The 15608-nt window shown below is 45.9% G+C and carries 10 protein-coding genes and 2 tRNA genes; 4 read left to right on the plus strand and 8 right to left on the minus strand.

The window, feature by feature from the left end; genetic code table 11:
* Positions 1 to 71 precede the first annotated feature (71 nt).
* Positions 72 to 145 (plus strand) — tRNA-Arg (locus MHI52_RS24585).
* Positions 146 to 644: 499 nt separating this feature from the next.
* Positions 645 to 1874, plus strand: a complete 1230-nt coding sequence (locus MHI52_RS24590) for an MFS transporter (protein ID WP_340984357.1) — start codon at positions 645 to 647, stop codon at positions 1872 to 1874.
* Between the two features lie 128 nt (positions 1875 to 2002).
* Here the strand turns inward: MHI52_RS24590 and MHI52_RS24595 are convergent, their stop codons facing one another.
* The 3 genes from MHI52_RS24595 to MHI52_RS24605 all read right to left on the minus strand — a co-directional run bounded on the left by MHI52_RS24595 (position 2003) and on the right by MHI52_RS24605 (position 7398).
* Positions 2003 to 5962, minus strand: a complete 3960-nt coding sequence (locus MHI52_RS24595; protein WP_340984355.1) for a S8 family serine peptidase — start codon at positions 5960 to 5962, stop codon at positions 2003 to 2005.
* A gap of 392 nt (positions 5963 to 6354) precedes the next feature.
* The gene (locus tag MHI52_RS24600) at positions 6355 to 7125 is read right to left on the minus strand and encodes a methyltransferase domain-containing protein (RefSeq protein WP_340984354.1); all 771 of its coding nucleotides are present in this window, start codon (positions 7123 to 7125) and stop codon (positions 6355 to 6357) included.
* Between the two features lie 199 nt (positions 7126 to 7324).
* Positions 7325 to 7398, minus strand: a tRNA-Arg gene (locus tag MHI52_RS24605).
* Positions 7399 to 7877: 479 nt separating this feature from the next.
* Here MHI52_RS24605 and MHI52_RS24610 point away from each other — a divergent pair.
* Complete coding sequence (locus MHI52_RS24610) at positions 7878 to 8171, plus strand: DUF4870 domain-containing protein (protein WP_017692583.1); 294 nt, start codon at positions 7878 to 7880, stop codon at positions 8169 to 8171.
* A gap of 177 nt (positions 8172 to 8348) precedes the next feature.
* Here the strand turns inward: MHI52_RS24610 and MHI52_RS24615 are convergent, their stop codons facing one another.
* The gene (locus MHI52_RS24615) at positions 8349 to 8705 is read right to left on the minus strand and encodes a hypothetical protein (protein WP_036605881.1); all 357 of its coding nucleotides are present in this window, start codon (positions 8703 to 8705) and stop codon (positions 8349 to 8351) included.
* A 31-nt stretch (positions 8706 to 8736) separates the two neighbouring features.
* Positions 8737 to 9036: a hypothetical protein gene (locus MHI52_RS24620; RefSeq protein ID WP_017692581.1), complete on the minus strand. Its 300-nt coding sequence runs from the start codon at positions 9034 to 9036 to the stop codon at positions 8737 to 8739.
* A 192-nt stretch (positions 9037 to 9228) separates the two neighbouring features.
* Between MHI52_RS24620 and asnB the strand changes: the two genes are divergently transcribed.
* Complete coding sequence (gene asnB / locus MHI52_RS24625) at positions 9229 to 11073, plus strand: asparagine synthase (glutamine-hydrolyzing) (protein ID WP_405157809.1); 1845 nt, start codon at positions 9229 to 9231, stop codon at positions 11071 to 11073.
* 147 nt (positions 11074 to 11220) lie between these two features.
* Here the strand turns inward: asnB and MHI52_RS24630 are convergent, their stop codons facing one another.
* From MHI52_RS24630 to MHI52_RS24640, 3 genes are all read right to left on the minus strand, one after another.
* Positions 11221 to 12918 (minus strand): methyl-accepting chemotaxis protein, encoded by a 1698-nt coding sequence (locus tag MHI52_RS24630; RefSeq protein ID WP_036673520.1) that lies wholly within the window; start codon positions 12916 to 12918, stop codon positions 11221 to 11223.
* Between the two features lie 411 nt (positions 12919 to 13329).
* Positions 13330 to 14190, minus strand: coding sequence for an STM4011 family radical SAM protein (locus MHI52_RS24635; protein WP_253502920.1), 861 nt, complete (start codon positions 14188 to 14190; stop codon positions 13330 to 13332).
* Complete coding sequence (locus MHI52_RS24640; protein WP_405157810.1) at positions 14187 to 15575, minus strand: STM4012 family radical SAM protein; 1389 nt, start codon at positions 15573 to 15575, stop codon at positions 14187 to 14189. Before MHI52_RS24640 ends, MHI52_RS24635 begins: the two co-directional genes overlap by 4 nt.
* Positions 15576 to 15608: the final 33 nt, after the last annotated feature.

Below are 15608 nucleotides of genomic sequence, written 5' to 3' on the forward strand. Positions count from 1 at the left end.
ATAGTTTAAAATAAAATGCTTGATATTCCTGTATGCATATGATAAAATCAATTTTGCTTGAAAAAATTCATGTCTCAGTAGCTCAGCTGGATAGAGCAACGCCCTTCTAAGGCGTCGGTCGGGGGTTCGAATCCCTCCTGGGACGTATTAAAAAGAAGCTTCCTTCGGGAAGCTTTTTTTGTGTTCTGGGGATGAAAACCCCAACGGTTTGTCGGAGCATTCGCTTCGTTACATGCTCTATGTCGTTGCATTGGAGCATCCGTATTTGCTCATTCTATAAGCAACACGTTGAAGTATCGATGTTCTAACGAACACAGGACACTTTATTTGCTCCAAATTCAGCATTGTGGAATTCTAACGAATCTTAGAGAACTTATTTCACCATTCTGGGGTATTAACTCACTTATTCGCACTTCGTAGCCTGATTAACGTCGCTGAGGTTCGTTAGAATCTGAAAATAGCGGTTTTACCCATTATAAGACCTCGTGGATTCGTTAAAGTTCACAGGCTAGTCAAGACACCCAAAGTCCATTGGGTGTTTTTTCATTTCATTGCTCAACATTGACATAGAATGTTATGCTTACGGAGTGGGTAATGTAACAATCCATACATATTAACTTCTTAGGAAACAGGAGATTTTATCAATGTCATCTTCAATACAGCAACACTCATCTATCCATACCGAGGAAGAACATTCTTCGACATCCAAAAGATTCGGCCTGTTGTTAGCAGGCATTATCGTCATCGCCGCTACCATGAGGTCACCGATCACTGCAACGGGTCCCGTTGTGGAGATGATCCGCTCAGATACAGGTATCGGCCATTCAATGGTCGGGCTTCTGACCTCACTTCCTTTGCTCGCCTTTGCAGCAGTCTCTCCTTTTGCACCACGTCTTGCCAAGCGGTTAGGACTCGAATCTGCTCTGCTATTGGCTGTTATGATCGTAACCATTGGGGTGGCATTACGCTTGTTGCCTTCCGTTCTCTCCTTATATGCAGGAACCGCAATTTTGGGGTGCGGCATTGCATTAAGCAACGTGCTTTTGCCAAGTTTGATCAAACGTGATTTTCCATTGCGGGTAGGTATCGTCACCGGATTATACTCTGTATCCATGAATATATTTGGCGCCATCGCCTCAGGTGTGAGTGTGCCCCTAGCAGGAGCCACATCTATGGGTTGGCGTGCTTCGTTAGGCATGTGGGCCCTGTTGTCCATATTGGCGCTTCTCTTGTGGCTCCCCCAGATCGCCGCAGGACGTCAGCGAATGTTATTCATAGCCACACAGAGTGAAGGGACGCCTGTACGTCTACGGACCTCTTCCCTGGCCTGGTTCATTACTTTATTTATGGGTCTGCAATCTCTAATATTCTATACAACGATTACCTGGCTTCCCGAAATTCTTGCTGAGCAAGGATTCAGCCCCACCTCAGCAGGGTGGATGCTATCCCTAATGCAGATGGTTAGTGTACCGGCTACCTTTATCGTTCCAATCCTCGCCGGCCGAACGCGAGATCAGCGTGTTCTAACCGCGATAACGTGCTCTTCTTTAATTGTCGGGTATGCTTTATTGTTAAGTGGTATCGCTTCGCTCGTTACCATCGGTGTCACGTTGGCAGGAATAGGCGCTGGAGCTTCATTTGGAATGGTAACGATGTTCTTCGTCCTTCGCACAAAAGATGCCAGACAAGCTGCCAGCCTGTCCGGTATGGCCCAGTCCTTCGGATATATGCTAGCGGCAGTTGGACCTTTACTGTTCGGTATGCTTCATGACTGGACAAAAGGATGGACCCTGCCGTTGCTAATACAGGTCATTCTGGCCATCGCTTTGCTAATCGCAGGGATTCAAGCCAGCAAAAATAGGATGATCGGTTAGTCATATAATTCATTTACAAAAAAAACAAAACGGCCTCCATCCTGCGAATCAGGATGGAGGCCGTTTTTGCATAGAACAATTCCTTCATTAATTGAATCCATTTTAATCAATTTCAATGAGGAATGAACTTACTTCACTTTTACCTTAATCGTGTCTGTGCTGGTAACACCGCCTGCGTTAATTAACTCTGCCCGATACGTATACGTGCCCGATGTTTTCCCAGACAGTGTAGTCACAGCACTTTGCGCATAAGGTGTAGCCGAACGGAGTTCTTGCGTATCGATCAACTTATCATTTTCATAGAGACGATACTCTGTAGCGTTGGTCCCCCACCACAGGTTCATAGACACCTTATAATTGCCATCGCCATCCCAGTTATCGTGAGAAAGAACCGCTTTGCCTGGCGTTGCGTTGGTAACCTGAACAGTCAACGTCTGACTACGCGTTGTTCCCTTGTCGTTGGTCAGCTCAGCCACGTACGTATACGTGCCGTTGGCTTTGCCCGTGATCTTCGTCTGAGCAAACTGCGCCCAAGGCGCGTTGTAAGTCAACTTCTGCGTATCTACCAAAACCCCGTCCTCATATAACTTGTAGCTAGTTGCGTTCTCACCCCACCACAGGTTCATTGTAACGATATACGCGCCCTCTGGTAGGCCGTTGCCTACCCAGTTATTGTGAGACAATACAGGCGTACCTGGGGCCTTGGTTGCCGGAGTTTCAGGTTCGGTCTCCACGGCTTCCAATTTCAGTGCCGTATTGGCTGTACCCGAAAGCCCCTGTTGGTCTTTTACCGTAAGTTCAACAGCATACTCGCCTGCTTCAATTCCCTCCAAAGGAAGGCTGATGCTGCCATCAGCTTGTACTTCAAAGACTCCTTCTTTATAAACTGATCCATCCTCTTTTTTCACAACATACGTTGCTTCCAGAGAAGCGGCCGGATCAAACGTGATGTCCCATCCGCTGGCAAGCGCAGGAGCTACACGGAAGTACAAGTCTTCCACGCTACCGTTAAGGACAGCAGACTCATCCTCTTTGAACTCCAACGCTTCTGGTGCAGTTACAGCTGGAGCTGTCTTTTTCACCAAAAATGGCGAAGTGTCTTCCTTATAGGTTTTGCCGTCCGTACCAATAGTAGTGATGTCTACCGTATATAAACCATCCGGAATCTCAGTCACTTCATCGGTTGTGTAGTCTGCATATGAGCCGTCCCAAGCAAGGTTGTATCTTGCATTGGCATTGAAGTTAAAATAGTTACCAAAGATGGAGCCGATATAACCATCTTGATAATATCCACCTTCCGGATTAAGACCATCATAGATCTCAATCAGGGCAAATGTCATCGGATTATAGAATTCCATCGCAACATTCAGCGTATCCAATGTACCATCAGCCTTCAATGGATAGTGGAATGGATTTTTCTCAGTGCCTTTTACGGTTTCAATATATTTAACCCCACTCAACGTAACGTTGAAATGAGCAACATATGGCACAGTAAAAGTATTGGTTCCGTTCGAGAACTCAATGTATCCTTGTGCTTCTGTAGTCGCAGTAACCCCACGCGGAACGGTGATTGTCACTGCAAGTTCTTCCTCACCATTCAGTGTGAAGGAACTCTTGTCCACCGCAACGGATACACCAGCGACATTACGAGTTGGATTCACATTTACGGTGTAATCCCCGCCACTACCATTCAGCGCTTCAACTTTAATTGTTTTGGTAATCGTCTTTTCATCTGTGCTCAGGAAATTACCGTAGTTGATACTTCCGGTGATATTCTCCTTTTCAACAACAGAGCCACTTTCTGTGTATTGAGTTACATCAAGCACTTTGACAAAAGCCGCAGGATCAATGGTATTAACAGCCTGAATACGGCCAGCACCTTGATCAAATACATCAAACTTGGTTGTATCCAGCACTTTACTATTGTTCATCAGTGCAACTTTGATATCAAATGGAGTCCATTCCGGATGCTTCTCGATCAGCAAAGCAATCAAACCTGCTACATGAGGTGTAGCCATACTTGTACCTGATTTACGATCATAAGCTTGTGCGTAATCTGCGTCTGGCTCATCCTTGCCGTAGGCAGGAATCGTAGACAAAATGCTTGTACCTGGTGCAACAATATCCGGTTTGATGTCCAGTGTTACCTTTGCAGGTCCACGTGAACTGGATGAGCTCATTTCATCGCCCGGAGTTTGTGAACGTTCAAAATCACTAAAGCTCACTTCAACGGCTTGGCCTGCGTCCAGCTCAGCCTTGATCACATCTCCATCTTCCTTGGACATGCTCAGTGTTGGAATGAGTTCAAAGTTATCGCCCAGACTTACACCGATTGGACCCGGAATGTTGTTATATACAATAACAGCCACGGCTCCAGCTGCTTTGGCATTGGCGATTTTCTCTACAAATGCGATTTCACCACGCTGTATTAATGCCACTTTACCTGTAAAATCCTTACCTTCAAAATCAGTTGGCTTACCCAGTGCTGCATATTCAAGCTCATATTTCCCTGTCAAAACAGTTTCAGGGTCTGCCGACAGGCTCCATCCCATCAGATCCAGACGGTAAACCGACTCTGTAATAGCCAGTGGAGCTTCAGTCGGAGCAATTACAGACTCTTCTTCCACAGGAGCAGCTTCAGGAGAAGCTTCAACGGGTGCAGAAGGTGATGCAGATGGAGTATTTTCTTCCGTTGTAGCTTCTTCTACATTCAGATCTTCAGCTTCGTTAGAAACTGTGTCCTCCACAGCCGCTGCACTTTCCTCATCAGTAGTTGCAGGTACACCTTGCTCTGAAACTTCTGGTGCTTCTGTTCCAGGTGCCGTACCCAGTTCAGGAGATTGTTCAACCTCTGGCACCGGTTGTTGTTCAGGTTGTGCCTCTTCGCCTTCCTCACCAATCCAGAAGTGAGTATCGGCTGTAATCAGCTGGCTAGGTCCTGTAGAGTTACCTACCGTAATGGCCATTGCAGACGCACCCGGAGAACCGAGTGTATAACGGTTAGGTCCACTGTTACCACTTGCCACAACCGCTGTCACACCAGACAACATCGCATTGTTCAGGGCAACCGAAGTGATATAACTCGGGTCGTTGGCGGCGTTACCTAACGAGAGATTGATTACGTCCATGCCATCTTGAACAGAACGATCAATTCCGCCGAGTACCCATGAGGTTTGACCACTACCATACGGTCCAAGTACACGGTAAGCATAGATATCTGCTTCAGGAGCCACACCAACAATACCGTAGTCCCCTGCTTCGCGAGCAGCAACGGTACCCGCTACGTGCGTACCGTGAGATGTGTAATAGGGGCTTCCAAGCTCGTTAAGCTCAGGCTCGCCCGATCCTTTCCATTCTTGATATGTTGTTTCATACGGATCATTGTCGTTTCCAACAAAGTCCCATCCGCCTTTGTAAGCTTCCTGCAAATTAGGATGTTCATAGTCAATCCCTGTATCGATGACACCCACTTTGATGCCATTTCCTTTGTAACCCAGATCCCATACTTCAGGTGCACCAATAAAAGGCGCTGTGTCTTTCATGTACGGGTTCACTTCATCTGTCTCTGGCGCTATTGTAACTTCAAGGTCAGGATATACGCTGACCACGCCAGGTATTTGAAGCAATTGTCCCACCTGGTTTCCTTTAAGCTCAATCGCTACACCATTCAGGGCATATGCATATTCTTCCAATACTTCATGTTTGATTTTCTTCTGAGTGAGGCTATGTACAAATGACTGTTGTTGTTGCTCAACTTGAGTCACAGCCTTTGTTTCCATAGAGGAGGTAAAAGATTTTCCGGAGAGGGTTGATTCACCTTGCGCTACTGCAACAGGTTTATTGGAAAGCTCAACGATTACTCGGGTGTTCTCTCCACCCAGACCTTCCAAGCTTTTATCCAAAAATGGATCTGCTGCAAGTTTTGCTTCCCGTCCTGCAAGAATCTCTCTCCATTGCTTGGCTTCGGCTGTACTGGGTAAGTTGTCAAGCTGAATAACTGAATCTGCGGGAGCGGCTCCAGCCGCGGGGAGAATAATGGAAAAGACCATCAGAACACTTAATAACGTGGATATCAATCGTTTACTCAAGGCTTTGCCCCTCCTTTTAAATGTGAATACGTCACCAAATGATGGGTTCCTGCTGTTTGTGCGTACTGCAATACACACTCCAATTTCACCGCCTATCTGCAAGAAGATTGACCCTTGGTAAATTATTCTATCAAAATACCACATTTTCCTTCTAAATAATTACAAATATGATATAGAAATTACTTATATGGGTCTTCAGTATGATAAAAATATCCATTTGTAATTATTTGTCGTTTGAATATTTCATTTTTGAAATAATGCATCAAAAAAGACCAAGAGCCTCTTTATCCAAAAGAGGCTCTTGGTGTATAGGGGAAGCGTGGTTAGTATACAAAGGATCGTGATAGTTCGTCTAACATCGATAAAATTGCTACGTATCGCGAAATTTCACTTTATTCTGGCTTCACGGCTTCAATACGCAGGCGCTTGTAATCGGCATACATCGCATCATCTTTCCAAAGGTGAGACATCACGATCTGACTGGTTTCATGGCATATTTGTTGTATCTCTTCATGACTGAGACCGGCAAAATAGTCGCCTCCAAAATGAGCCAACCAGCCTACTATACCCTGCTCACCATCTGCCAGTCTGGTAGGACGGTCATAGTGATAGGCATGACGCACCATAAATCCACTTTGCTCTAAAATATGGCTATATTCTCCGATCGAAGGAAAGTACCAAGGATTGCGTTCCGATGCACGAATGCCCGTGTTTCGCTCCATAACCTGCTCTAATGCATTCACAATGGTCTGCACGTTCCCTTTACCACCAAATTCTGCTACAAAACGCCCTCCGGGCTTCAAAGATTTCCATATACTATCCACCACTAATCGCGGGCTTCGCATCCAGTGCAGGGCTGCATTGGAGAAGACGGCATCATATAGTCTATTCGTCTCAAACTGATGACCGTCTCCTTCCACGAACTCAAGTTCAGGGAATTTCTTCCTCGCACGGCGAATCATGTCCGTCGATGCATCCATGCCAATAACTTCAGCTCCAGTCAGAGAAATTTCATGCGTCAAATCCCCCGTCCCACAACCCAGATCAAGAATGTATTCCCCTTTTTGGGGTTGAAGCCAAGAGATCAGATTTTTGCCGTATCCGGACACAAAAGCCAGTTTGTTGTCATACTCATCTGGTTGCCATTGATTTAATGATTTCATGGATACCACCGTCGCTTTCGTTATTGATATCCTCATTGTGACACAGAATTGTTTATTCTTTAAATATATAAACTCTATATTTTTTATAGGTATAACCAATAAAAGGGCTAACGAAGCGGATGCTCCGACGAACCATTGGGGGTTCTCTTCCCTTGAACGAAAAAGAAGAAGCTTCCCGAAGGAAGCTTCTTCTTTTTAACGTCCCAGGAGGGATTCGAACCCCCGACCGACGCCTTAGAAGGGCGTTGCTCTATCCAGCTGAGCTACTGAGACAAATATGTATAATAAATTTTCGGCGCGGTTCTTATTATACTCTGATTTCTATATTTTTCAATAGTTTTATAAAAAAATTAATAATTATACTTAAATGCGGGTTCAAAAACTCCGGTTTTCAGTACCGAGAAGATGGAATGAAGCTAGAAATGGAGTAGCGGAGCGTAGGCAAACTACGTGAGCAACTACAATGTTTCCGAAGGAAACATACTTCGTAAGCTTATGCTTATTAGGCTGAATTCCATATTCGATGTTGATGATGCCACTAGGCATCATTCGTAATCAAAGGCGATAAATGTACTTTTCAGTGTTATTCTCATACTTCAGTCCCTTTGAGAATATGATAGCTTGAACCAGGTTATATTGAGGAGATTGGGACATTTAGAGTAAGATTAACATCAGACATTTTCAATGTCAGAATTGCTGGGTAATCTTTTGCATACATACATTTCAATGATCCATTGAAGGAGAGAATCGTCATGAGACAGCTTTTATCAGCCCTATCCTATTTCAGTATTTTCTTTGCCCCGTTCTTGTTTCCGATCATTATATGGATTGTTGCCAAGGATGATTACATTGAGGGACATGCAAAACGCGCCTTATTCTCACATGTATTCCCCTTTCTCGCTGCCATTCCGTTATTTTATTTCTTCGTGACTGCGCATAGTCTGGGTTCCGCCGTTGGGTTTGTCATTCTATTCTTTGTGATTTACGGATTAAGCTTTGTGTACAATGTGGTTAAAGGGATTCAAGTGCTGCGCGAGTATGCTTGATCACATCTCCACCTGATCTGACCATCGCATAACAAAACCCGCCGTTCAACAACGGCGGGTTTTTCCAGTTACAGATACAGTCAGAGCAACCAGCAACAGCAACAGGTCGCATCTACATATAGCTCAACATCGAACTCTATCCCACTATCGCCACATGTGTTGCTGGAGCGTTACCTGTTAAGCCTGCCCGATCAGATAACGCTGAAGTGTTGGACCAAGCAAACCAAAGGAAAACAACTCACTTTGAAACCGAGCTTTATCTTCTTCTACTGTCATACCTTCGCTGTTCTCAAATGCGGTATCTGTCGCCTCTTCAAACGCAGTATGCATATTATTGTTATACCAGTCGATCGCCGAATCGGAGTGATTGCGTACAATCCGAACAACTTCCAGCGAATTTCCGGGCTGTGTTGAAGCCACGTATACAAGTAACGATGGATCTCCGGCATTTCCAGGTTGCACTTCAACCTCTGCACAAGACAATCCATCCACCTCGGTTAATCTGCGTATTTTGGCATCTTGAATGGCATACATTCGTCATCGCGCTCCTTTTCCTTTGTGCTTATCATGTACTTTGTTCAATCTGGTATCGTGTCTCTGGTGTGCCCAATCGGTAAATCTCTCGATACACCTGTTGTAATACCGTTTCATAAGCTCGGTTTACGGACTCCTCCGGTGTATCTGGCCATGGGAATACCATGCCAGGAAAGGCCTCTTCCTCCTTTTCCTGCATGAGGCTCAGCAGTCCCAGTAATTGCTCCGCTTCCTGCGGCGTTGCCTGAATGATCCATTCATATGATGTTACCGACGGATCCGGAATAACGGAGCGGCCCATGACAGACACATAATACTTCATACTGTCCATTGCATGTTCTCTCCTTCACAGGCATGTTGAGGCCGTTGTCCCTAGAACTAGTTTCCGAAGAGGACAGACATTTTATGCCTGCTTTCGGCATATATTTGTTACGACCTCTGACGAAAAGACAACATTTGCTGGTTGCCAGTAACTAAGCAGCCATACGGATGAATGACTCGACCAAGAAAGGATGAACAAACCATGTGCGGTATTACCGGCTTCATACAGTGGAATCGGGATTTGACCCAGGAATCAGAGTTGCTGGTCCGTATGACGGATAGCTTGTCGAACCGGGGGCCCGACGCTTCAGGTACATGGATCTCCAATCCTTGTGCCTTTGGACATCGGCGTCTTAGTGTAATGGACCCCGAGAACGGCGCACAGCCCATGCATGCGTTACAGGGAGATACCTCCTATACCGTCGTGTATAACGGAGAACTATACAATGCACCCGAGTTGAAAAAGGAATTGCTCCAGCGGGGGCATCAGTTCCGCACGCAATGTGATACGGAAGTGTTGCTCGCCTCTTATATTGAGTGGGGACCGGCATGTGTTGACCGGTTTAACGGTATTTTTGCTTTTGCCATATGGGATGGGGGACGCGAACAGGTTTTTATCGCACGAGATCGCCTTGGCGTGAAACCTCTGTTCTACAGTAATAACAAAGACACTCTCGTATTTGGTTCAGAGCCCAAAGCTCTGCTTATTCACCCTGATGTGGAAGCCGCTGTTGGCCCGGAAGGATTGGCCGAAGTGTTTATCGTAGGGCCTGCACGGACACCAGGACACGGCGTATACTCTTCACTAAGCGAACTCAAGCCTGCGCACGCGCTGATCTATAACCGAAACGGTATCCGAACCTATGCCTACTGGAAACTGGAAAGCCAGAACCACGAACATAACCTGGAAGAGACGGCAGCAGAGGTACGCTCTCTCTTGCAAGATACACTGGAGCGCCAGTTGGCTTCGGATGTTCCAGTATGCTCTCTTTTATCAGGAGGACTGGACTCCAGCGCCTTGTCTGCATTAGCCGTTGATTATTACAAGCGAACCGGGCAAGGCCAAATCAGTACGTATTCTGTCGATTATGTGGATAACGCCAAGCATTTCCAGGCGCATTCCTTTCAGCCGGGTGCAGATGGACCCTGGATTAAGCGAATGGTGGATGAACTCAAGACCGACCATCACTGGATTGAGATTGAGAACGGAGAACTGATTCATGCACTGACACAGGCCATGTTAGTCAGGGATCTGCCAGGTATGGCAGATGTAGACTCCTCGCTCTATTTGTTCTGTAAAGAAATCAAAAAAGGGGCCACCGTTGCCATTTCAGGCGAAGCAGCGGATGAAGTGTTTGGCGGTTACCCCTGGTTCCATCGAGAAGATATGCTGAACTCCGGTACGTTTCCGTGGTCTGTAGCGCCTGATATGCGAGCAACATTGTTATCCCCGGATATTCGGGAATGGATTCGGCCACTCGATTATTTGGCAGACCGCTATTCGGATGCAGTGGCTGAAGTACCTCTGTTGGACGGGGAAACGGGTAAAGCTGCACAAATGCGGGTGATGTCCTACCTGAACATTACACGTTTCATGCCAACACTTCTGGATCGCAAAGACCGGATGAGCATGGGGGCAGGACTGGAAGTGCGGGTACCTTACTGTGACCATCGTCTGATCCAGTATGTGTTTAACATCCCTTGGGAAATGAAAATAACGGGCGGACGGGAAAAAGGTATTCTGCGTAAAGCACTCGAAGGTGTCCTGCCTGACGATGTGTTATATCGCAAAAAGAGTCCGTACCCGAAAACACATAATCCACAATATCTGGCCGCGGTCAAACAACAGGTACTTGATATCCTGGATGACCCCACTTCGCCGATTTTGCCTTTGATCGACAAAACTCAGATCCGGAATCTTGCGTCTTCACCAGATGCAGCTTCCAATCTTCCCTGGTTCGGGCAGCTCATGTCTGGTCCCCAGTTATTTGCTTATCTGACTCAGATCAATACCTGGTTGCGGACATATAAAGTCGCTATTCGTTAAGATCATGTTATGCATTGATTCAGCATGATGAATTATTTAAGGGTGCCCAAACAGTAACTACTGTGTTTGGACACCCTTTTATTACTTTTTTATAAGAATCTCTGTACGGATGCGCTCGTTCTTCATCCACATTCCACTCAGTTCGATTTATTGCACTTTGAAACGACTGACGGTCTGTTGCAACTGTTCTGCCATCAAGGAGAGATCATTGGCTGCGGAAGCAATCTCCTGCATCGCAGACAACTGCTCCTCAGAAGATGCACTCACTTCTTCTGTTCCGGCGGCCCCCGTTTCGGTCACTTCCATGATTGTTTTCATAGACCTATTAATCTGTTCTACCCCTGTTGACATTTGCTCAATTGAAGCAGAGACTTCCTGTGTTTGCCCCGCTACGCCCCCAACCGCCTCACGAATTTCATCAAATGTGGCTCCCGCCTGGTGAACAAGTGTAATCCCCTCTTGAACCTCTGCGGATACAACCACCATAGATTCAGCAGCATTTCGCATTCCCTTCTCAATCGATGCCACCAATGGAACAATTTGATTAGCAGAAAGCGCAGACTGCTCAGACAGCTTCCGAACCTCTGTAGCAACAACCTGAAACCCTCTTCCCTGTTCGCCAGCTCGTGCAGCCTCAATAGCAGCATTAAGGGATAGGAGATTCGTCTGTGCTGATATTTCCGAGATGCTGTCCACCATTTTCACAATATCCTGAGAGTGTCTGCTCAGTTCCTGGATCACGACCGACAGATTCGACACCGTCCCTTGTATAGAATTCATTTGACCTATCGCAGACTGAACTGACTCGCTACCCGATATTGTTTTTACGGAGACTTTGGTAGCTTCTTCAGACATATGGAGTGTGTTCTCCGTAACTTGTTGAAAGCCTGTCGTTAACTCATTCATCGTCTGGAATCCATCACTCGCCATTCGAACCTGTGTATCCATACCTGTTGCAATCTCACCCATTGTGATGGCCACTTGCTCTGTGGCGGTTGCTGTCTGTTCGGTGCTTGCCGTCAACTCCTCTGAAGAGGCAGCTACCCGTTCTGCACTGTCTCCTACCTGATGAATGAGTGTACGCAAATTTGCAGACATGATGTTAAAGGCTTGGGCGAGATCACCAATCTCATCCTTGTTACGGACCACAATAGGCTCACCAGTCAGATCTCCGTCTGCAATCCGGCTCGCGGATTGGGCAATAGCAGCAACAGGCAAGGATATCATTCTGCCAATGACATACGCCACAAGTGCCCCGATTAGAAGAGAAGCCACTCCAATAATTGCAATCCACCTAAGGACCTGCACAATCTGAAGATTAGCCTCCACAACGCCTGAGTTCATGGCATCTTGTTGATGCGTTTCCATTCCTTCCACAATGCCTTCAAATTCAGAGATCAGACTTGGGGCTGTATCCTTCAGTAATCTTGAGATTTCACTGTTATTCCCCTGTCTTGTCAATGTCATAATCTGCTGCGCAAGTTCATAATATTGGCTCATCGCTTCATCCGATCGTGAAAGGTAATCTTTCATCTTTGAACTTGAAACTGATGATTTTAAATCTTCATTTAATGCTATGTAATCTTCATAAGCTTTATTAAATGCCTGTTCGTTCTCCGCACTGTCTTCCAGAATATAATTTCTCAAAGCAATCTGCTGTGATTTAAGATCAATCGACATATTTTTAATGAGTAATAGTTTGCTTGTTCTATCATTAATTAATTCTGTATACGTTTTCTCAACGGCTATAAACTGCGTATATGTTATAACCGTTATAGCCACCAATAATAACAGCACAGATGAGAAACCCATAAGTAATTTACGGCTAATTGAGATTTTTTTCATGTGTACTCCCCCGAAAGTTCAGATAACGTGCATGATGCTTCCTACCTCCACCCTCCTTTCAATTAAATTGAGACTTTAGACCCAATTAAAAATATAATTCGCGATTATATGTACAAATACTATTCGTAACAGGGTCTTTTTTCCTATTCATACTAACCCATAAAATATAAAATTTGAATCATAAACTTAAAAATATTATTTTTCAAAATTGTCAAGGCCCTTTTAATAAAGAACACAAACACTAACTCTAGTCCGGTAAAACAAAAAAACACCTTCCAGAAGGCAAGTCCAAACCAAAGGTCTGATCCTGCCTATACTAAAAGATGCGTTTGAAGTTACGCTGATATGTGGTTTAGAAACGGATAAACCTATTCCAGCTCCCCAGTGGAATAGCTAAATATGAAATGCCGGTCAACGAATCAATACCGGATTACGTTCAAGCAGCCCGCTGCCAAACGTTTCTCTGAACGGGGAATCCTCCATATGGATATAACCGATGTAACAGCCACATTTTTTCATGCGACAAGGCCGATCCTCAGCCAAAGCCTGCAAACCATCGCGATATAGATGTCCAATGATTCGTCGATCCTTGTAACATCTCTTCACATGCCCGGACCCCTGTACATAAAACACTTCCGAACCGGCAGCACATCGTTTGCCCAAGCTCTCATAATCCTGCAGATTACCTTCAAAAAGCGGATCAAGCCCACGTAAAAACTGAATTTCCTCTGGAGTGTAATACTTGGGCCGATCTTTGAAGGCATTAACCCACATATACACATCATCCGGCAAAGCCTGTCTCATGGACTCAATTGAGGGGAAAGCACTACGGAGTCCGACAGTACCGACACTAAAAGCAAGTCCCATCTGACGCAAGGTCAGACATTGTTTAACAAAAGAAGCCTCTTTTGTCTCACGAGGATGATACGTAGCCCAAAAGGCTGCTTTGCTCGCATCCAGCTCCCTCGCCCAATCCAGCTTGACGGACAGGTTGGTTTGAATTGCAACTTTATCCACATGTGGCATATGTGACAGCTCAACCATCGCTTCCCGGTACCAACGACGCACCAAAGCTTCACCGTAGGGATTGAAGAAAATCGAAAATTGATGCCCGGCACTCTCTTGCTCCCTGACCCAATTCACAAATTGACGCAATTGTTGTTCATCCACTTCCAACGTCTCTTTGGAATCCACGGTTTTGCTAAAAGGACAGTAGGGACAGTCGTAATTACAGGAAGACAGCTTCCCCCGATAATACAAAGTCGCTCTCATGAGAAAACAAACCCTTCCATCTGTTCACGAATTTCGGCAGATATAAGCCAATCTCCAATCGCATCGGAGTAACCTAGTCCTTCTTCTGTCAGACGCAGCACCTGCTTGTCCTCATCACTCTCCAACTCCGCCATGCCCTCTGTCAACAGTTCAGCCAACCAGGCATAGTCGGACATCACATCGGTACCAAAGCGCTGTTGGTAGTCAGACAGTGTCAATCCCTCCCGATGCAGCAAGGCTTTCAGAATAAAGCGACGTCTCTGTTCCTCACGGCTTAACACGATGCCATAATCCGCCACATCGTAGCGCTCGGTTGCCACATAATCGGCAATGATGCTCTGTGTAGCCTTGTAACTCACGCCATACTTGGAAGCATAATGTACTTCACTCGTATAAGATCGTGCGCCACATCCCAGTCCAACCATGCCCTCCTCCTGACAACTATAAGGCAGAAGCACTTTGGACGACGACTGTTCCTTGGCAAATCTGCGCATCGAATATTGCACATAACCTTTACTTTTTAAAGTCTCACGTGCAGCTTTATACAGTTCCATCCGAATATCAGGTCCCTGACGGCGAATGTCATCAGGCTTCACGATTGTATTTTCCCGTGTATACAAGGGATAGATAAAAATTTCGCCCGGTTCGTAAGCCAGAACTCTTTCCAATGAATAGATCCACGATTCCACCGTTTGACCCGGCAAACCATAGATCAGATCCAGATTTAATAATGGGAAATCATACCGAGTAAGCTTCTCAAGCGCTCGTTCAACTTCCTGCGGTTTTTGTGGACGATAGATGGCAGATGCTTCAGCTTCAATAAAACTCTGGATACCCATACTGACACGATCCACACTTCGTTCCTTCATGATGGCCAGCTTGGCTTCCGTAACGGTATCCGGCGACGTTTCCACCGAAATCGATGCTTGCGCAGGGTCCAGCCCCATCACATGTTCAGCAATATCAAACAGACGATTCAACTGAACCTCATTTAATAATGTAGGCGTTCCCCCACCAATCGCGAACCGCGAATACGGTCTTCGAGATGTAATAGGTGCCCACTGCTTCGCCTGACGTTCCAGCGCATCTACATAGCGTTCATGCGTATCATCCCGTCGATCCGGCAGTGTGAACAGATTACAGAATCCGCAACGAGCAGCACAAAAGGGAATATGCATATATAAAAAATACGTATCGGTATTTTCTCGTTCCCACAGTGGCCCTAACGGCAGTGGTGGGTCAAGCTCCCGATAGGCTGTCTTGTGTGGGTACGAGTATAAGTAAGAACGATAAGGGAATGCCAGTACTTCACTGAGACTTGTAGCTATATTGAATCCGGACTGTGTGGGATGGCCTGTTGTTGTATGTTGTATATGTTTCTCCATCGGTTTCCTCCTGTCTCCGGTTGTTGTCCTCAT

It is taken from the genome of Paenibacillus sp. FSL H8-0283 (assembly GCF_045040675.1).
GTDB classification, from domain to species: domain Bacteria; phylum Bacillota; class Bacilli; order Paenibacillales; family Paenibacillaceae; genus Paenibacillus; species Paenibacillus amylolyticus.